Raw genomic sequence first — 14,366 nt, 5'->3', positions numbered from 1 at the left:
TTCATGAAAAAAATAAAAAAAAGTATATATTTTTTAGTCTGTATTTTTTTAATACTAAACCTTTATCTTTTTATGGATTCTAAAAAATATATTAAAGTATTTGCGGAGAATTATTTTAACTCATTAAAAGATAAACATAATGATTTCACTAAATTTAGAATAATTGACAATAAAATAATTACTATAAATGGTGTTAATCCTAATTTAGACGAAGAACAAATAAAAGAACTAGCAAACAAAAATAAAATTTTTAATTATTTAAAAACAAATAAAGATAATTTTGACATAACATATTATGTGCTATATAAAAATTATTTTCAAGGTTTTCAAGAAGAATTTAAACTTGACAATGCTAATACATACCAGTTTTACATATCATTTTTAATAAATATATGTTTATTAATTTTTATATTTATACTACACAAGCAAAGGAATATAACTGAAAATCAATATATAAAAACAATCGCTACTTGTAATAAAAAAATAGAAAAATTAGAACTTGAAGCAAATATAGATAATTTAACACAATTAAAAAATAAGAAAAATTTAGAAAAAAATATAAATATAATGAAAAATCCTAAAATATTATTAGTAGATATTGATGAATTTAATAAAATAAACAATTATTTTGATTCTGAAACTGCAAATGATTTATTAAAACATATCGCATTAATAATAGATGATTTTGCTAAAGAAAACAATATGCAAATATATAGAGTTAATGGTGATTTATTTGCTTTGCTAGAGGATAGTATTGATGATGAAAAAAGATATGAATTTTTAAGTAAAAAATTAATAGAAGAACTAGCTAATAAAGATTTAAGTATAGAATATAACAATCAAACAATAAACATTATTTTAACAGTTACTATGGGATGTTGTGTTGATGATGATGACATACTAAAAAAAGCCATGGTAGCTCTAAAAAAAGCAAAATTAAATAATAAAAATTTCGTTTGCTATTCTAAATTTATAGATAATGAAACAAATTATTTTAACACTATAAATACAAATCAAATTTCAATAGAAAATATACATAAAAATGAAATTTTACCATTTTTTCAACCAGTATTTGATAAGGATAAAAATATAACGCATTACGAAACTTTAGTGAGAATGACTAAAAAGACAAAAGATGGTATTAAAATAATATTACCAGATGAATTCTTATTAAGTACCATCAAAATGAAGCAATATAAAATAATAGAAGAATATATTTTTGAAAAAGTAATACAGATTTTACTTGAAAATAACAATATTATTTTAAGCATAAATTTAAGCAGTCAAAATATGAATGATAGTATAAAAAATAATGAATTTATAACACTTTTAAGAAAAAATATGCTGGGTAATAGACTAATAATAGAAATCATTGAAGATGAAAAAATGCCTAAAAATGAAAAAATAAAAGACTTTATAAAAAGAACTAGAGAATTAGGATGTAAAATAATAATAGATAATTTTGGTTATGGTACTAACAATTTTGCTTATTTAGTAGAATTAATGCCTGATTATATTAAATTCCATTCTAATATCATAAAAAATATTAATGCAAGTGAAAAAAATGCAAATATAGTAAAAGCTATAGTATCATTTTCTAAAGAATTAGGTATAAAAACAATAGCAAAACATATTAGCGATGAAAAAATACTTCAAAAATGCATAGAATTAGAAATTGACGAATTTCAAGGCTTTTATCTAGGAAAACCAAGTCCTACTTTTAGTTTAAATGAAATTGACTTAGAATTTTATAAAATAAAGGAGTAAAATGCTTAAAAAAATTTTTTTAGAATTATTAAAAGAAAAATCTATAACACCAGATGCAAAAAAATGTTTTGATATTACTAAAAATTTTTTAGATAACTTTAAATGTGAATACATAAATAAAGATGGTACAAGTAATCAAATTTTAAGTAAAATATACAATGATACTGGGATACATTTTGCATTTTGTGGTCACATTGATGTTGTCCCTGCTGGAGATGGTTGGGATAGCGATCCATTTTTACCAGTTGAAAATAATGGAATAATAACTGCAAGAGGCACACAAGATATGAAAAGTGGTGTTGCTGCATTTTTATATGCTTGTAAAAAATTTAATGGAAAAAACATAAGAAAAATTAGCATTATTTTAACAAGCGATGAAGAAGGTGATGGAAAAAACGGAACAATATTAGCACTTGAATATTTAGCAAAAAACAATGATTTACCAGACTTAGCAATAGTAGCTGAACCTACTTGCGAAAAATATTTTGGAGATAGTATTAAAGTTGGTCGTAGAGGTAGTATACATGCAAATATAAAAATTATAGGAAAACAAGGACATGCCGCATACCCTGAAAAATGTATCAATCCTGTCCATATAGGAGCAAATGCCTTATCATTAATAGCTGGAAAAAATTTAGATGAAGGAAATGAATTTTTTGAACCTAGTAAGATAGTCATAACAAATTTAAAAGCTGGTATAGGTGCTTCTAATGTAACACCTAATGATTTTTTAATAAGCTTAAACGTTAGAAATTCACCACTTACAAATAAAGATGATTTAGAAAAATATCTAAAAAAATGTTTAGGAAATATTAATTATGAACTAGAAATAAAACAAGGTTCTGAACCATTTTATACAAACACTGATAGTAAATTAATAAAAACATTAATAAAATCACTTAAAGATATGGGAATAGAAAATCCAAATTTAAATACAAAAGGTGGTACGAGTGATGCTAGATTATTAGCTAAATTTGGTGTTGAAGTATGTGAAATAGGTGTTGTTAATGACAAAATACATGCAGTTAATGAAAGTGTAGAATTTGAACAAGTTGAACTGTTAAGCGAGTGTTTGTTAAAATTATTAAATAATCTTTGATAAATAAAAAGGGGGATAAAATGCTTATTGACAGTGAAATTAAACTAATTCAAAAAGAACTAAATGATGATTTAGGTAGGGGTGATTTATTTTCACAATTAGGTGAATTTAACGATATTAATGCTTCTTTAAAGGCTAAAAGCGATGGTGTTTTTGCAGGCGAACCTTATTTTAAAGAAATTTGTAAAATACAAAACATTAATTGTGAATTATTTATAAAAGATGGTGAAAAATTTAAAAAAGGTGATATTCTAGCAAAATTAAAAGGTAAAAAAAATATAATATTATTAACCGAAAGAACGCTTCTAAATTTTGTACAACACGCTAGTGGTATAGCTACTAAGGTTAATAAAATGAAAGAATTAATAAAAGATTATAACGTAGCATTACTAGATACTAGAAAAACAAGACCTGGTCTTAGAGTGTTTGAAAAATACGCAATTCGCTGTGGTGGCGGACAAAACCATAGACTTGGCTTAGATGATTGCATAATGATTAAAGATACACATTTAGCTGGTGTTGATAATATTGTTGATTTTATAAAAACACTAAAAACAAAAATACCATATTACACTCCAATAGAAATAGAATGTGATACCTTAGAACAAGTAAAAGAAGCCTTTAAAACGGATGTAAATGCTGTTTTATTAGATAATATGAGTCCTAAAGAATGTGCTGATATAGTAAATTTAAAAAACAAATTAGGTTTAAAAATAAAACTAGAAGCTAGTGGTAACATTACCGAGGATACAATCGTAGAATACGCAAAAAGTGGAGTTGATGTGATAAGTAGTGGAGCTAATATTTATAAAGCTACTTGGGTTGATTTTTCTTTAAGACTTAGTGAGTAATCGGTTATAAAATAACCGATTATAAAATTACTTTAGAGTTACAATATAAGCTGCAAGTGCTTTCATATCATCTTCGCTAAGATTTTTAACTTGTAATTCCATAGTTTTCTTAGCTTTTCCACCAAGTGTTCCAGCTTTATAACCTTGTAAAGCTTCTAAAATTGTTTTTTCATCTAAAGTATTGATGATAATTTCTGCACCTGGAGCTTTTTTCTCAGCTGCTTTACCGTGACAGGCAATACATTTTTTAAATAATGTAGCTCCATCGCTAGCAATTGCTGCAGTGCTTAATAAAGATAATGCTGCTAAACTTAATAATACTTTTTTCATAATATCTCCTTTTTAATAATTAAGCACTAATTGTATCTTATTTTGATAAACAATTAATATTTATTAAATAGTATTTATAAAACATATAAATACTATTTAATTTTTTATACATTATAAACCTAATTGAATTTCGCCAGAAAATAAATATCCTAAATGATTAGTATTATTTAAAGTTACGATTTTAAATAAATCATCGTTAAATTCAACCACATTTATACAAGTATTATCCTGTAAAATATTCCAAAATGAACTAAGAGGTGCATTCAAAAAATGTGCTAACAATACTTTATTAACAGCATCGTGTGCAAAAAAAGCTATAGTTTTACCATCGTATTTTTTAGCAAATTCAACAACACAAGGTAAAGCTCTATTTAAAATATCTTGTAAATTTTCACCATTAGGCATTTTTACTAAATGTGGTGTTTGTTTCCACATTTTAAGTAATTCTTTATCCATTTTTTCTACTTCACTAGATAATTTTCCTTCCCAAGTACCGTGATTAATCTCTAATAATCTTTCATCTTTAATAACTTGTTTATTATGAAATTTTGCACTCTCACAAGCTGTTTCATAAGCCCTTTTCAATGGACTTGCAATAAATTCATCAATCTTTATTTTTTTTAATGCATTAGATAATAATTTAGCTTGTTCTTTTCCTAACTCGCTTAAATCAGTATCAATTTGTCCTTGATAACGACCCTCTTTATTCCAATTAGTTTGCCCATGTCTTAATAAAATTATCTTAGTCATCACAAATCTCACTACAATCTATAAGTTTTACACCATGAACCCCAGCTATATCACAAATATTCTTAAAATCAGCCTTTAATGGTTTTTTATTTATACTTATAGCCATAATATTTTCACCACTTTTATGAGTTTTACTAACCTGCATACTTGAAATATTTATTCCAGCATTACCTAACGCAGTTCCTATCAAACCTATCATTCCAGGAACATTATCATGTGGTATTAACAACAATACTCCACTTGGCTCAAATTTAATTTCGTACTCATCAATAGCCGTGATATAAGCACTTTTATCAGACATTAAAGCACCTGTTATTTCGTGTTCTCCTAACTCACTAATAATTGTTACTTTTATTGAATTAACATTATAATCACTTTTTTGTTCTACTAAATGAATACCTCTTTCTTGTGCTATCATAGGTGCGTTAACAATATTAATTCTTTCTTGCAATATTGAATTCAATAAACCACAAAGCATCATTTGATTTAGTGCTCTAGTATCTAAATCTTTAAATACATTAGAATATTCAATTTTTACTTCTTTTATAGGAGAATTTGTAATAGCACACGCAATATAACCTAATGCTTTTACTAAATTAAAATAAGGTTTAATTTTATTTAACATATCAGGGCTAACTGGCACGGCATTTAATGCACTAGCTACCATTTGTCCATTTAATGCTTCTTTTATAGCGATAGCAACATCAACAGCTACTCCTTCTTGAGCTTCTATTGTAGATGCACCTAAATGCGGGGTTAAAACTACATTATCTAATTTTGTAATTTCATGTTCACCAAGCGGCTCACTAGGGAATACATCAAGTGCTGCACCTGCAACCTTACCTTCTTTTAATGCCACTACTAAATCATCTAAATTTATACACTCACCCCTAGCTGCATTTATGATTCTAACGCCTTTTTTCATCTTTGCTATGCTATTTTTATTTATCATTCCTTTTGTTTCATCTGTTAAAGGTAAATGAAGTGTTAAAAAATCAGCATTTGCTAATACCTCATCCATTTCACATTTTTTTACACTTAATTGTTCTGCTCTTTCATTGCTTAAATAAGGGTCATACGCTAATACTTTCATACCAAATGCTTGTGCCCTACTAGCTACGCCTGCACCAATTCTTCCAAGCCCTAAAACACCTAAAGTTCTATCTTTTAATTCTAAACCTAAAAATGACTTTCTATCCCAGCGTCCAGCTTTCATACTAGCGTGTGCTTGTGGGATAGCTCTTGTTAAGCTAAGCATTAGTGCCATAGTATGTTCAGTAGCAGCATTAGTATTACCATTTGGAGCATTTAAAACTATGATACCTTTTTTTGTGGCAGCTTTTATATCAATATTATCAACACCAACACCTGCTCTACCTATTACTTTTAAATTTATTGCTTTATCCAATACTTCTTCAGTAATTTTAGTAGCTGATCTTACTATTACAGCATCATAATCTTTAATAATTTCTAATAACTCTTCATATGAAATTTTTGGAATTTCAGTAATTTTACAAGTTTTTTCTAAAATTTTTACACCTAATTCACTAACACCATCCAATACGAGAATCTTATGCACTTCTATCTCCTTTTAATTAAATATGTATAAAATGTAGTTTAGTAAAAAATATTAATAAATAATATATTTTTTTTAAATTTGATGATTAATGAGTATATTTTACACAAAATAAAATAAAACAAATATAAATACAAAATAGTTATATAATTTTTCATATTTTCATAAAATATTAATTTTATTTTTTACAAAGATTACTTTTTTGATTTTTTATTTTCTTTTAAATATTTTTCTAATTTTTTTCTAGCCTGATAACCAATTTTTTCTATAAACAAATGACCATCTAAATGATCATTTTCATGTTGTATTGCAACTGAAAGTAAGCCACTAGCTTCTAGTGTACTTATATTACCGTATCTATCATAAAAATCTACTCTAATATTTTCATGACGAATAACTTCTTCAAAAAAACCTGGAACACTAAGACAACCTTCCTCATAAATTTGAGTTTTATCATCTAAAGGTGTAATTTTTGGATTGATAAATTCAATTAAATCATTTTTATCTTGAACTTCATTATCATTAATTAAATTTATAATAAATATTCTAAAAGGTTTTCCTACTTGAATTGCAGCTAAGCCTATACCACTAGAAATAATCATTGTGTCATACATATTATCTAATAATTCATGTAAATTCGCATCAAAATCTTTTACTTCTTCACTTCTTACAAACAATGCTTTATTTGGATATTTTAAAATATCAAGTATCATTAACAACCTTTTTATGAGTTAAAAACAAATTATATTAAACAATAATAAATTCTAGGCTTTTTAAGCCTAGAATTTTAAATTTTGCCGCCTTCTACAACAACACTTTCTTTATCAATATCAGTTCCATAAACAGGTGCTAGAGTTTCATCATAATTTTTGTGGAAGAATTGCTCTTCGCCTAGTTTTACTATCTCATTATTTAGCCATTCTAAAAGCTCTTTATTGCCTTTTTTAACAGCAGGTGCGATTACATCAATATCTCCTAATTCACTAATACCTACTACAAAATCAGGATTGTTTTTAACCCAAGCAAAAAGCAAGGTATTATCGTGTGCTAGTGCAGCACCTCTGCCATCTAATAATGCTCCAAAAGTTTCAGTATTTTGATCGTATTTTGCTAGATTTACTCCGTTTTTATTTTTTGTAAAATACGCATCAGCAGTTGTGCCTTTATTTACGATTAGAGTTTTTCCATCTAGTTCTTTAATGTCTTTAATCTCTGCATTTTTAGGACTTGCAATGCCTAATGAAACTTTCATATAAGGTAATGCAAAATCAACAACTCTTGCTCTTTCAGGTGTTTTTGTAAAATTAGCTAAAATAATATCAACTTTATCAGATTGTAAAAACTCAACCCTACTAGCAGCTTCAACAGGAACTAAGGTTAATTTATCTTCACTACCTAATAAATCTTTAGCAATTCTTTTTGCAAAATAAATATCATAGCCTTGAAACTTACCTTCTTTATCAACAAAGCCAAATGGTGGTTTATCAGCAAAAACGCCTATTTTAATATTATCGCTAGTTTTAATCTCTTCAATATTTCTAGCATTAGCAAAACAGGTTAGTAAAGCCCCTGCAACAAGTGATAAAATAACTTTTTTCATAATTTCTCCTTTAAATAAAATCGTCTATAATTCTACACATAAAAAATTAATAAAAGATAATTTTAATCCTTTTTAAATTCAAACATATTTAAAAATTGCTTAGCTCTATTAGTTTGCGGATTTGTAAAAAACTCTTCAGGACTTGCAATTTCAACGATTTTGCCACTATCCATAAAAATAATTTTATCAGCTACAGCTCTAGCAAATGCCATTTCGTGAGTTACTATTAGCATTGTTTTTTCTTCTTTTGCAAGATTTAATAATACATCTAAAACTTCTCTTACTATTTCAGGATCAAGCGCAGCCGTAACTTCATCAAAAAGCATAATTTCAGGATTCATACATAAAGCTCTAACTATTGCAATTCTTTGTTTTTGACCGCCACTTAGCTCTTTTGGATAGGCGTTTTGTTTATGTTCTAAACCAACTTTTTGTAATAAATCTAGGGCTTGTTTTAAAACTTCATCTTTTTTACGCTTTTGAACTTTCATAGGAGCTAATAAGATATTTTCAAGCACATTTAAATGGTCAAACAATTCATAGCTTTGAAACACCATTCCAACATATTTTCTAATCTCTTGCCAGTTTTTATAATCTTTATTAATTATTTCATTTTTTATATAAATATTTCCACTAGCTATATTTTCAAGTCCATTAATACACCTTAAAGTTGTGCTTTTCCCGCAGCCACTAGGCCCTACTAAAACAACAACTTCGCCTTTATTAACTTCAAAAGAAATATCCTTTAAAGCGTGGTTATTGCCGTAAAATTTATTAATATTTTCAAGTTTTAAAATACTCATTAACTCCACCTTTTTTCTAGTATTTTTGATATTTTTGATAAGGGATAACAAATTATAAAATATATAAAAAATATAATTGTATAAATATATAAAGGTGCTATATTGCTAATAAATAATGTAACTTCTTTTAATTGATTACCTATTGCTAAAATATCTACAACACCTATTAAATAAGCTACTGAAGTAGTCTTAATCATACGGCTTAATAAATTTATTACACTTGGAATCAACCTTCTTGTAGCGAGTGGTAAGATAATAAATCTATATGTCTGATACTTACTAAGTGCGAGTGCGACTGAACTCTCAAATTGGTGTTTTGGTATACTAGTAATTGCTCCTCTTACTAAATCCATCATTTCAAATACACCCCAAATTATAAATACAATTATGCTAGCACTAACAGCATTTATTTGTAAATTTAACCATTTTGCAAAACCAAAATATACTAAAAAAAGCCACACAATAATAGGCATAAATCTAACTATTTCAAGAATTATTTTTAAAATATAAAAAATAATTTTATTTCCCAAACTCATAAAAACGCCTAAAACAAGCCCACCTATAATTGAGAAAAATATAGATACAAAAGATATAAACAAAGTAACCTTTAAACCTTCATAAAGCCTTGAATAAATTGATAAATCAAATAATATTTCAATCATTTTTTAATCCTTGCTTCAAACCAAGTTAAAAATAATGAAAGCGGTAAAATCATTATAAAATAAGCAACACAAAGCATAAATAAAGCTTCATTAGTTACATAGTAAAGTCCTATTATATCTTTTGCTGTGTAGACTAAATCAGCTAAAGCTATTACGCTTACTACTGATGTTTCTTTTAATAAAAATATTATATTTGCACTAATTCCTGCCATAGATACTCTTAAAGATAATGGTAAAATTATGTAATATAAAATTTGATTTTTATTTAAAGCTAAAGCATATCCACTCTCTATTTGATGTTTGCTAACGGCGTTTAAACCTGATTTCAAACTCTCAGCCATATAACTTCCACCTAAAAATGCAAGTCCTATTACACCACAAGTAAAGGCTTCAAACTTAATACCTAATTTTGGCAAAGCATAATATAAAAAAAACAAATGAATTAAAAGTGGGGTATTTCTTGAAAGCTCTATATAAGCATTACAAATTAATTTTAAAAACCTTAGTTTATGTAACTCAACCCACATACAAAATAAACCTATTAAAAATGATAAAACTATGCCATAAAATGCTAGTTTTATAGTAAGGACTAATGCGTCTATATACATTGGATAAAATTCTTTAATAATACTAAAATCCATAAAAATCCTAAAAAATAAATTAGTTAAAATATATCTTTTTTTATTAAATAATTTAAATTTATATCTAAATTACTTTATAAAACTATATTTTTTACAAGCAACTTCATAACCTAAATCACATGATTTTTTAAAATACTTCTTAGCACTTTTTAAATCATTTTTAATATCATAATAAATATATGCTAGATTATTACAGCTTATACCATTTTTTTTATTACAAGCATTCGTATAGAGTTTAATAGCCATATCGTAATTTTTACTCATTCCTAGACCTTTTTCATAAGAATAAGCTAAATTATTACAAGCACCAGTATTACCTAAATTACAGCCTTTTCTGTAATATATATTTGCTTTTTTTAAATTTTTCTTAATATCAATACCCCACTGATAAGCATATCCTATTTCATTACAAGCAAATGAGTTTTTATCCTCTTCACAATACATATTTAATTCACTAATTCTATCATAAGAAAAAAGACTTAAATTTAGTAAAAAAACTAAAAATAAAATATTTTTCAAATAATCTCCTTTAATAAACTAAATTAAATCTCTTTTATAAATTGATTTTAGCTTTCTATCTATTTTATAACAAATTTCATAAATAGCCGGAACAGCAAATAATGTTAAAATAGTAGAACTAATCAAACCACTAATTACAGCTATAGCCATAGGAGAATTACTCTCATATCCAGCACCATGTGATATAGCTAAAGGAAGCATTGCAAAAATCATAGCAATCGTAGTCATTAATATCGCTCTAATTCTTTTTTTACCAGCTACCTTCAATGCTTGTTTAACATTCATACCACTATCACATAATTTATTAGCCACATCAATAAGTAAAATAGCGTTTTTTCCAACCATACCAAACAATAATATCAACGCTACTAAAACAAATAATGAAAATTGATTATTTGTAATAAATAAACCTATACAAGCACCAGCAAATGCTAAAGGCATAGTAAGCATTATAACGAAAGGAACTATTAAACTTTCATAAAGAGCAGCTAATACTAGATAAATAAGAGTAAATGCTAAAACCATAACAATAATAAATCCCATAATTGTTTCATCTAATAATTCAATAAAACCTACAAATCTATAATTTATATTATTGCTATCTATGATATTATCAATATTATCTAAAATTTGTTTTTTAACATCGCCTAAAGAGATATTATCAATACCTGAAGTAATTTTTATAGAACGTTCTTTATTAAATCTATTAATACTACTATTATCTTTAATTTGTTTTATAGTAACAATACTATTTAATCCAATTATATTTCCATCTAAAGTTTTAATTTGTATTTTATCAAGAGTGTTTATATGTTCTTTTTGTTCCTTACTTAAAGCTATATAAATATCTTCGCTATCATTTATATTATCTAAAACACCTATTTTAACATTAGCAAAAGCTGTTTGAATAACCTGTGATAATTCTAATATATTAACATTTAATTTTCTTGCTTTTTCTCTATTAATATGTATTGCTAAAACATTAGAAAATGCATCTATATCATCTTCAACATCTACTACTCCATCAATCTCATTTAATAAATTTTTAACTTTTCTGCTTGCACCTACTAACGATGTAAAATCATCACCTAATAATACAAATTGTATAGGTTCATCAACTCCAGCACCTTCAAATTTAGGAATTTCTAAAACTTTTACTTTATATTTTTGGAAATTTATGCTATTTCTAAGATTTTGAACGACTTCGCTTTGTCTTAACTTCCTATCTTCTAATGGTTTTAATTTAACATAAATTTTAGCTTTTTTTCTATCCTTAGCCTCATCATAACCTATTAACAAATAAGCATAATCTACATTTTCATTTGATTTTATTTGATTTAATGCTAACATTCCTTGTTTTTGCATAGTATATATTGACACATCTTCCTTAGCATCAATTTGAACTTGTAATTCGCTATCATCTTCCATAGGTAAAAAATTTAAACCAACTTTAGAAGCTAAAGAAAAAGATATAAAACAAATAAATAATATAATAAATACAAAAATCTTCTTATATTTTAAAATATAATCTAATATATTCTCATATGAATTTTCTAATTTTTCAAAATATTTTTCAGTTTTTTTATGAAAAATACTTTCATTAGTATTTAAAAACCTAGCACTAATAGTTGGTATTAAAAATATACATACCAAAAAAGAGATTATCACACCAAACGCAACACTAAGTCCTAATGCATTAAAAAATAATCCTGGAATACTATTCATAAAAGATATAGGTATAAAAACACACAATAATACAACACTTATACTAAATACTGAAAATGCTATTTCTTTAACACCTGCATAACTAGCTAATAAAGCATTTTTTTCTAAATGAATTTTTTTACTAATATTTTCAATAACCACTATAGCATCGTCGATAAAAATACCTATTGATAAAGTAAGCGCTATCAATGTTAATCTATTTAAATCATAACCAAATAAATATATTAAAAAAAAGCTAGAGACAATAGATGTTGGAATAGCTATACTTGCAATTATAGTAGCACTTAAATTTCTTAAAAATAAAAACACAATTATAATTGTTAAAAATACCCCAAAACACATATCAAATACAACTTGATATATATGCTTTTTAATATTATCTGACTTATCATAAACAACTGTTATATTAACATCTTTATATTTTGCTTGTATATTTTTTAAGGCTTCTTTAGTATTTTTTATAGCTTCTAATGTATTATAACCTGATACTTTTTTTAATTCAAATAAAACCCCGCTATCACCAGCATAATAAGCATAACTATCATAATTTATATAATCTCTTTTTATAATAGCTATATCTTTTAATAATATTCCTGGTCCGATTCTCAAATTGCCAAGTTCTTCTATACTATTTGAATCAAAATATCCTTTTATACTTATATTTTTATCATTATTTTCTATACTACCTAAATAATTTTTAAAATTTTGACTTTTTATTAGTTGTGTTACTTCTAAAGTATTTAAATGGTATTTATTTATTTTATTAATATCAAGCTCAATTTTAATATCATTCTTTAAAAATCCTATATTATTAACATCTCCAATACCTTTTATTCGTTGAAAATCAGGCATTATCTCATTATCAACCAAATTCATAAAATCAGAATCGTTCATCTTATAACTATTTACAAAAATACTTATTACTGATCCAGCATCACTTGATACCTTTTCAACATTTGGAGTAAATTCAAATTTTAACTTAGAAACTTTTTCTCTTATATCATTAACAGCTACTTCTAAATCTCTACCTAGCTCGAATTCAACATGTATAACACTTAAATTATTAAAACTTTTTGAAGAAATTTTCTTAACCTGACTAACACTAGATATAGCATTTTCAATCTTACTTGTAATCTGTGAATTTACATAATTCAAATCAGCATTAGCATAAGTTGTAATCTTAATCAAAGGGATATTAACATTAGGATATAAATTTACAGGCATAATAAATAAAGATAAAATTCCAAACAACAAAAATGCTAAGAACAACATTAAAACTGTAATAGGTCTATTAATAGCTAACTTTAACATTATTTATCCGTTATTATATAACCTTCGCCAAAAGAACCTATTTTTATATCTTTTGCCAAAACTTCTGCATAAACTTTTCTAGTTTTCATATCAATATTAGGATATATTTTACTAATTTTTCCACTAATTTTCAAACCATCTAACATATACTCATAAGTATCACCAACTTTTACCAAATTCACATATTTTTCATCAAAACTAAGTAATAATTTAACATCAGGATAAGAATCAAGAATAAACAAAGGCTGGGCAACTCCGCCAACACCCTCTCCTACTTCTATAAATTTAGCAGTAATAACACCATCAAAAGGTGCTTTTAACTGTTTTTGACTTATTAAAGTTTTATATTTTGAAATGTTAATTTTAGCTGCTCTTAATTTATTACTAGCTTCATCTTTTTTAAAACTTATTTCATCTAAATTTTGTTTATTAATTACTGACTCAACTTGTTTGTAACGAGATAAAGTATTATTAGCAAATTTTAAAGCTGTATTAGCTAAATCTAAATCAACCATAGAACTATCAAGTCCAACTTGTTCTATTGCATAATCTAAATTTAGCAAAATATCATCCTTTTTTACACTATCGCCAACACTAACATATATATTATCAACAATACCTACCGATGGTAAAGCTAATTTTGCACTTTTTTGTGCTACAACATCAAAACTAGCATATATGCTATCCGAATATAAATTTATAGCGAATAAAATAAATAATATTTTCTTCAAA

At 25.8% G+C, this 14,366-nt stretch carries 14 protein-coding genes; 3 read left to right on the top strand and 11 right to left on the bottom strand.

The genetic code is table 11. From position 1 onward, the window contains the following. Nucleotides 1-3: 3 nt before the first annotated feature. The 3 genes from NY022_RS06155 to nadC are packed head-to-tail and all read left to right on the top strand — an operon-like array spanning nt 4 to nt 3,717. Nucleotides 4-1,767: an EAL domain-containing protein gene (locus NY022_RS06155; RefSeq protein ID WP_267524466.1), complete on the top strand. Its 1,764-nt coding sequence runs from the start codon at nt 4-6 to the stop codon at nt 1,765-1,767. Between the two features lies 1 nt (nt 1,768). Continuing rightward, the gene (dapE, locus tag NY022_RS06150; protein WP_267524464.1) at nt 1,769-2,866 is read left to right on the top strand and encodes a succinyl-diaminopimelate desuccinylase; all 1,098 of its coding nucleotides are present in this window, start codon (nt 1,769-1,771) and stop codon (nt 2,864-2,866) included. Nucleotides 2,867-2,886: 20 nt separating this feature from the next. Next, nucleotides 2,887-3,717, top strand: coding sequence for a carboxylating nicotinate-nucleotide diphosphorylase (nadC, locus tag NY022_RS06145; protein WP_267524462.1), 831 nt, complete (start codon nt 2,887-2,889; stop codon nt 3,715-3,717). Between the two features lie 27 nt (nt 3,718-3,744). Here nadC and NY022_RS06140 read toward each other — a convergent pair whose 3' ends face one another. The 11 genes from NY022_RS06140 to NY022_RS06090 form a co-directional block, all read right to left on the bottom strand. After that, nucleotides 3,745-4,047 carry a c-type cytochrome gene (locus NY022_RS06140; protein ID WP_267524460.1) on the bottom strand — a complete coding sequence of 101 codons (303 nt, stop codon included), beginning with the start codon at nt 4,045-4,047 and terminating at the stop codon, nt 3,745-3,747. Nucleotides 4,048-4,158: 111 nt separating this feature from the next. Beyond that, entirely contained in the window at nt 4,159-4,797 is a 639-nt protein-coding gene (locus tag NY022_RS06135; RefSeq protein WP_267524458.1) for a histidine phosphatase family protein, read from the bottom strand. Further along, nucleotides 4,790-6,376 (bottom strand): phosphoglycerate dehydrogenase, encoded by a 1,587-nt coding sequence (gene serA, locus NY022_RS06130; protein WP_267524456.1) that lies wholly within the window; start codon nt 6,374-6,376, stop codon nt 4,790-4,792. The genes NY022_RS06135 and serA overlap by 8 nt, the downstream gene beginning before the upstream one ends. Nucleotides 6,377-6,567: 191 nt before the next feature. Then, nucleotides 6,568-7,086, bottom strand: a complete 519-nt coding sequence (gene def / locus NY022_RS06125) for a peptide deformylase (RefSeq protein WP_267524454.1) — start codon at nt 7,084-7,086, stop codon at nt 6,568-6,570. Between the two features lie 74 nt (nt 7,087-7,160). After that, complete coding sequence (locus NY022_RS06120; protein ID WP_267524453.1) at nt 7,161-7,973, bottom strand: cysteine ABC transporter substrate-binding protein; 813 nt, start codon at nt 7,971-7,973, stop codon at nt 7,161-7,163. Nucleotides 7,974-8,035: 62 nt separating this feature from the next. After that, nucleotides 8,036-8,776, bottom strand: a complete 741-nt coding sequence (locus tag NY022_RS06115) for an amino acid ABC transporter ATP-binding protein (RefSeq protein ID WP_267524451.1) — start codon at nt 8,774-8,776, stop codon at nt 8,036-8,038. Beyond that, nucleotides 8,776-9,438, bottom strand: a complete 663-nt coding sequence (locus NY022_RS06110; RefSeq protein ID WP_267524449.1) for an amino acid ABC transporter permease — start codon at nt 9,436-9,438, stop codon at nt 8,776-8,778. Before NY022_RS06110 ends, NY022_RS06115 begins: the two co-directional genes overlap by 1 nt. Beyond that, a complete protein-coding gene (locus NY022_RS06105; RefSeq protein ID WP_267524447.1) occupies nt 9,435-10,079 on the bottom strand; it encodes an amino acid ABC transporter permease in 645 nt (214 codons plus the stop codon). The genes NY022_RS06110 and NY022_RS06105 overlap by 4 nt, the downstream gene beginning before the upstream one ends. Before the next feature lie 69 nt (nt 10,080-10,148). Further along, a complete protein-coding gene (locus NY022_RS06100) occupies nt 10,149-10,598 on the bottom strand; it encodes a tetratricopeptide repeat protein (protein WP_267524445.1) in 450 nt (149 codons plus the stop codon). 18 nt (nt 10,599-10,616) lie between these two features. Continuing rightward, nucleotides 10,617-13,634 carry an efflux RND transporter permease subunit gene (locus NY022_RS06095; RefSeq protein WP_267524443.1) on the bottom strand — a complete coding sequence of 1,006 codons (3,018 nt, stop codon included), beginning with the start codon at nt 13,632-13,634 and terminating at the stop codon, nt 10,617-10,619. After that, entirely contained in the window at nt 13,634-14,365 is a 732-nt protein-coding gene (locus tag NY022_RS06090; protein WP_267524441.1) for an efflux RND transporter periplasmic adaptor subunit, read from the bottom strand. The genes NY022_RS06095 and NY022_RS06090 overlap by 1 nt, the downstream gene beginning before the upstream one ends. Nucleotide 14,366: the final 1 nt, after the last annotated feature.

The organism is Campylobacter sp. MG1, assembly GCF_026616895.1.
GTDB lineage: Bacteria > Campylobacterota > Campylobacteria > Campylobacterales > Campylobacteraceae > Campylobacter_E.
The sequence above is the reverse complement of the archived record's forward strand: the minus strand, read 5'-3'. Positions and strand labels throughout refer to the sequence as shown.

Coding starts and splice junctions, on each gene's coding strand:
- def (WP_267524454.1), bottom strand. CDS start 7,086: ATGATACTTGATATTTTAAAATATCCAAATAAAGCATTGTTTGTAAGA.
- NY022_RS06115 (WP_267524451.1), bottom strand. CDS start 8,776: ATGAGTATTTTAAAACTTGAAAATATTAATAAATTTTACGGCAATAAC.
- NY022_RS06155 (WP_267524466.1), top strand. CDS start 4: ATGAAAAAAATAAAAAAAAGTATATATTTTTTAGTCTGTATTTTTTTA.
- NY022_RS06095 (WP_267524443.1), bottom strand. CDS start 13,634: ATGTTAAAGTTAGCTATTAATAGACCTATTACAGTTTTAATGTTGTTC.
- NY022_RS06135 (WP_267524458.1), bottom strand. CDS start 4,797: ATGACTAAGATAATTTTATTAAGACATGGGCAAACTAATTGGAATAAA.
- NY022_RS06105 (WP_267524447.1), bottom strand. CDS start 10,079: ATGGATTTTAGTATTATTAAAGAATTTTATCCAATGTATATAGACGCA.
- nadC (WP_267524462.1), top strand. CDS start 2,887: ATGCTTATTGACAGTGAAATTAAACTAATTCAAAAAGAACTAAATGAT.
- NY022_RS06120 (WP_267524453.1), bottom strand. CDS start 7,973: ATGAAAAAAGTTATTTTATCACTTGTTGCAGGGGCTTTACTAACCTGT.
- NY022_RS06110 (WP_267524449.1), bottom strand. CDS start 9,438: ATGATTGAAATATTATTTGATTTATCAATTTATTCAAGGCTTTATGAA.
- NY022_RS06140 (WP_267524460.1), bottom strand. CDS start 4,047: ATGAAAAAAGTATTATTAAGTTTAGCAGCATTATCTTTATTAAGCACT.
- dapE (WP_267524464.1), top strand. CDS start 1,769: ATGCTTAAAAAAATTTTTTTAGAATTATTAAAAGAAAAATCTATAACA.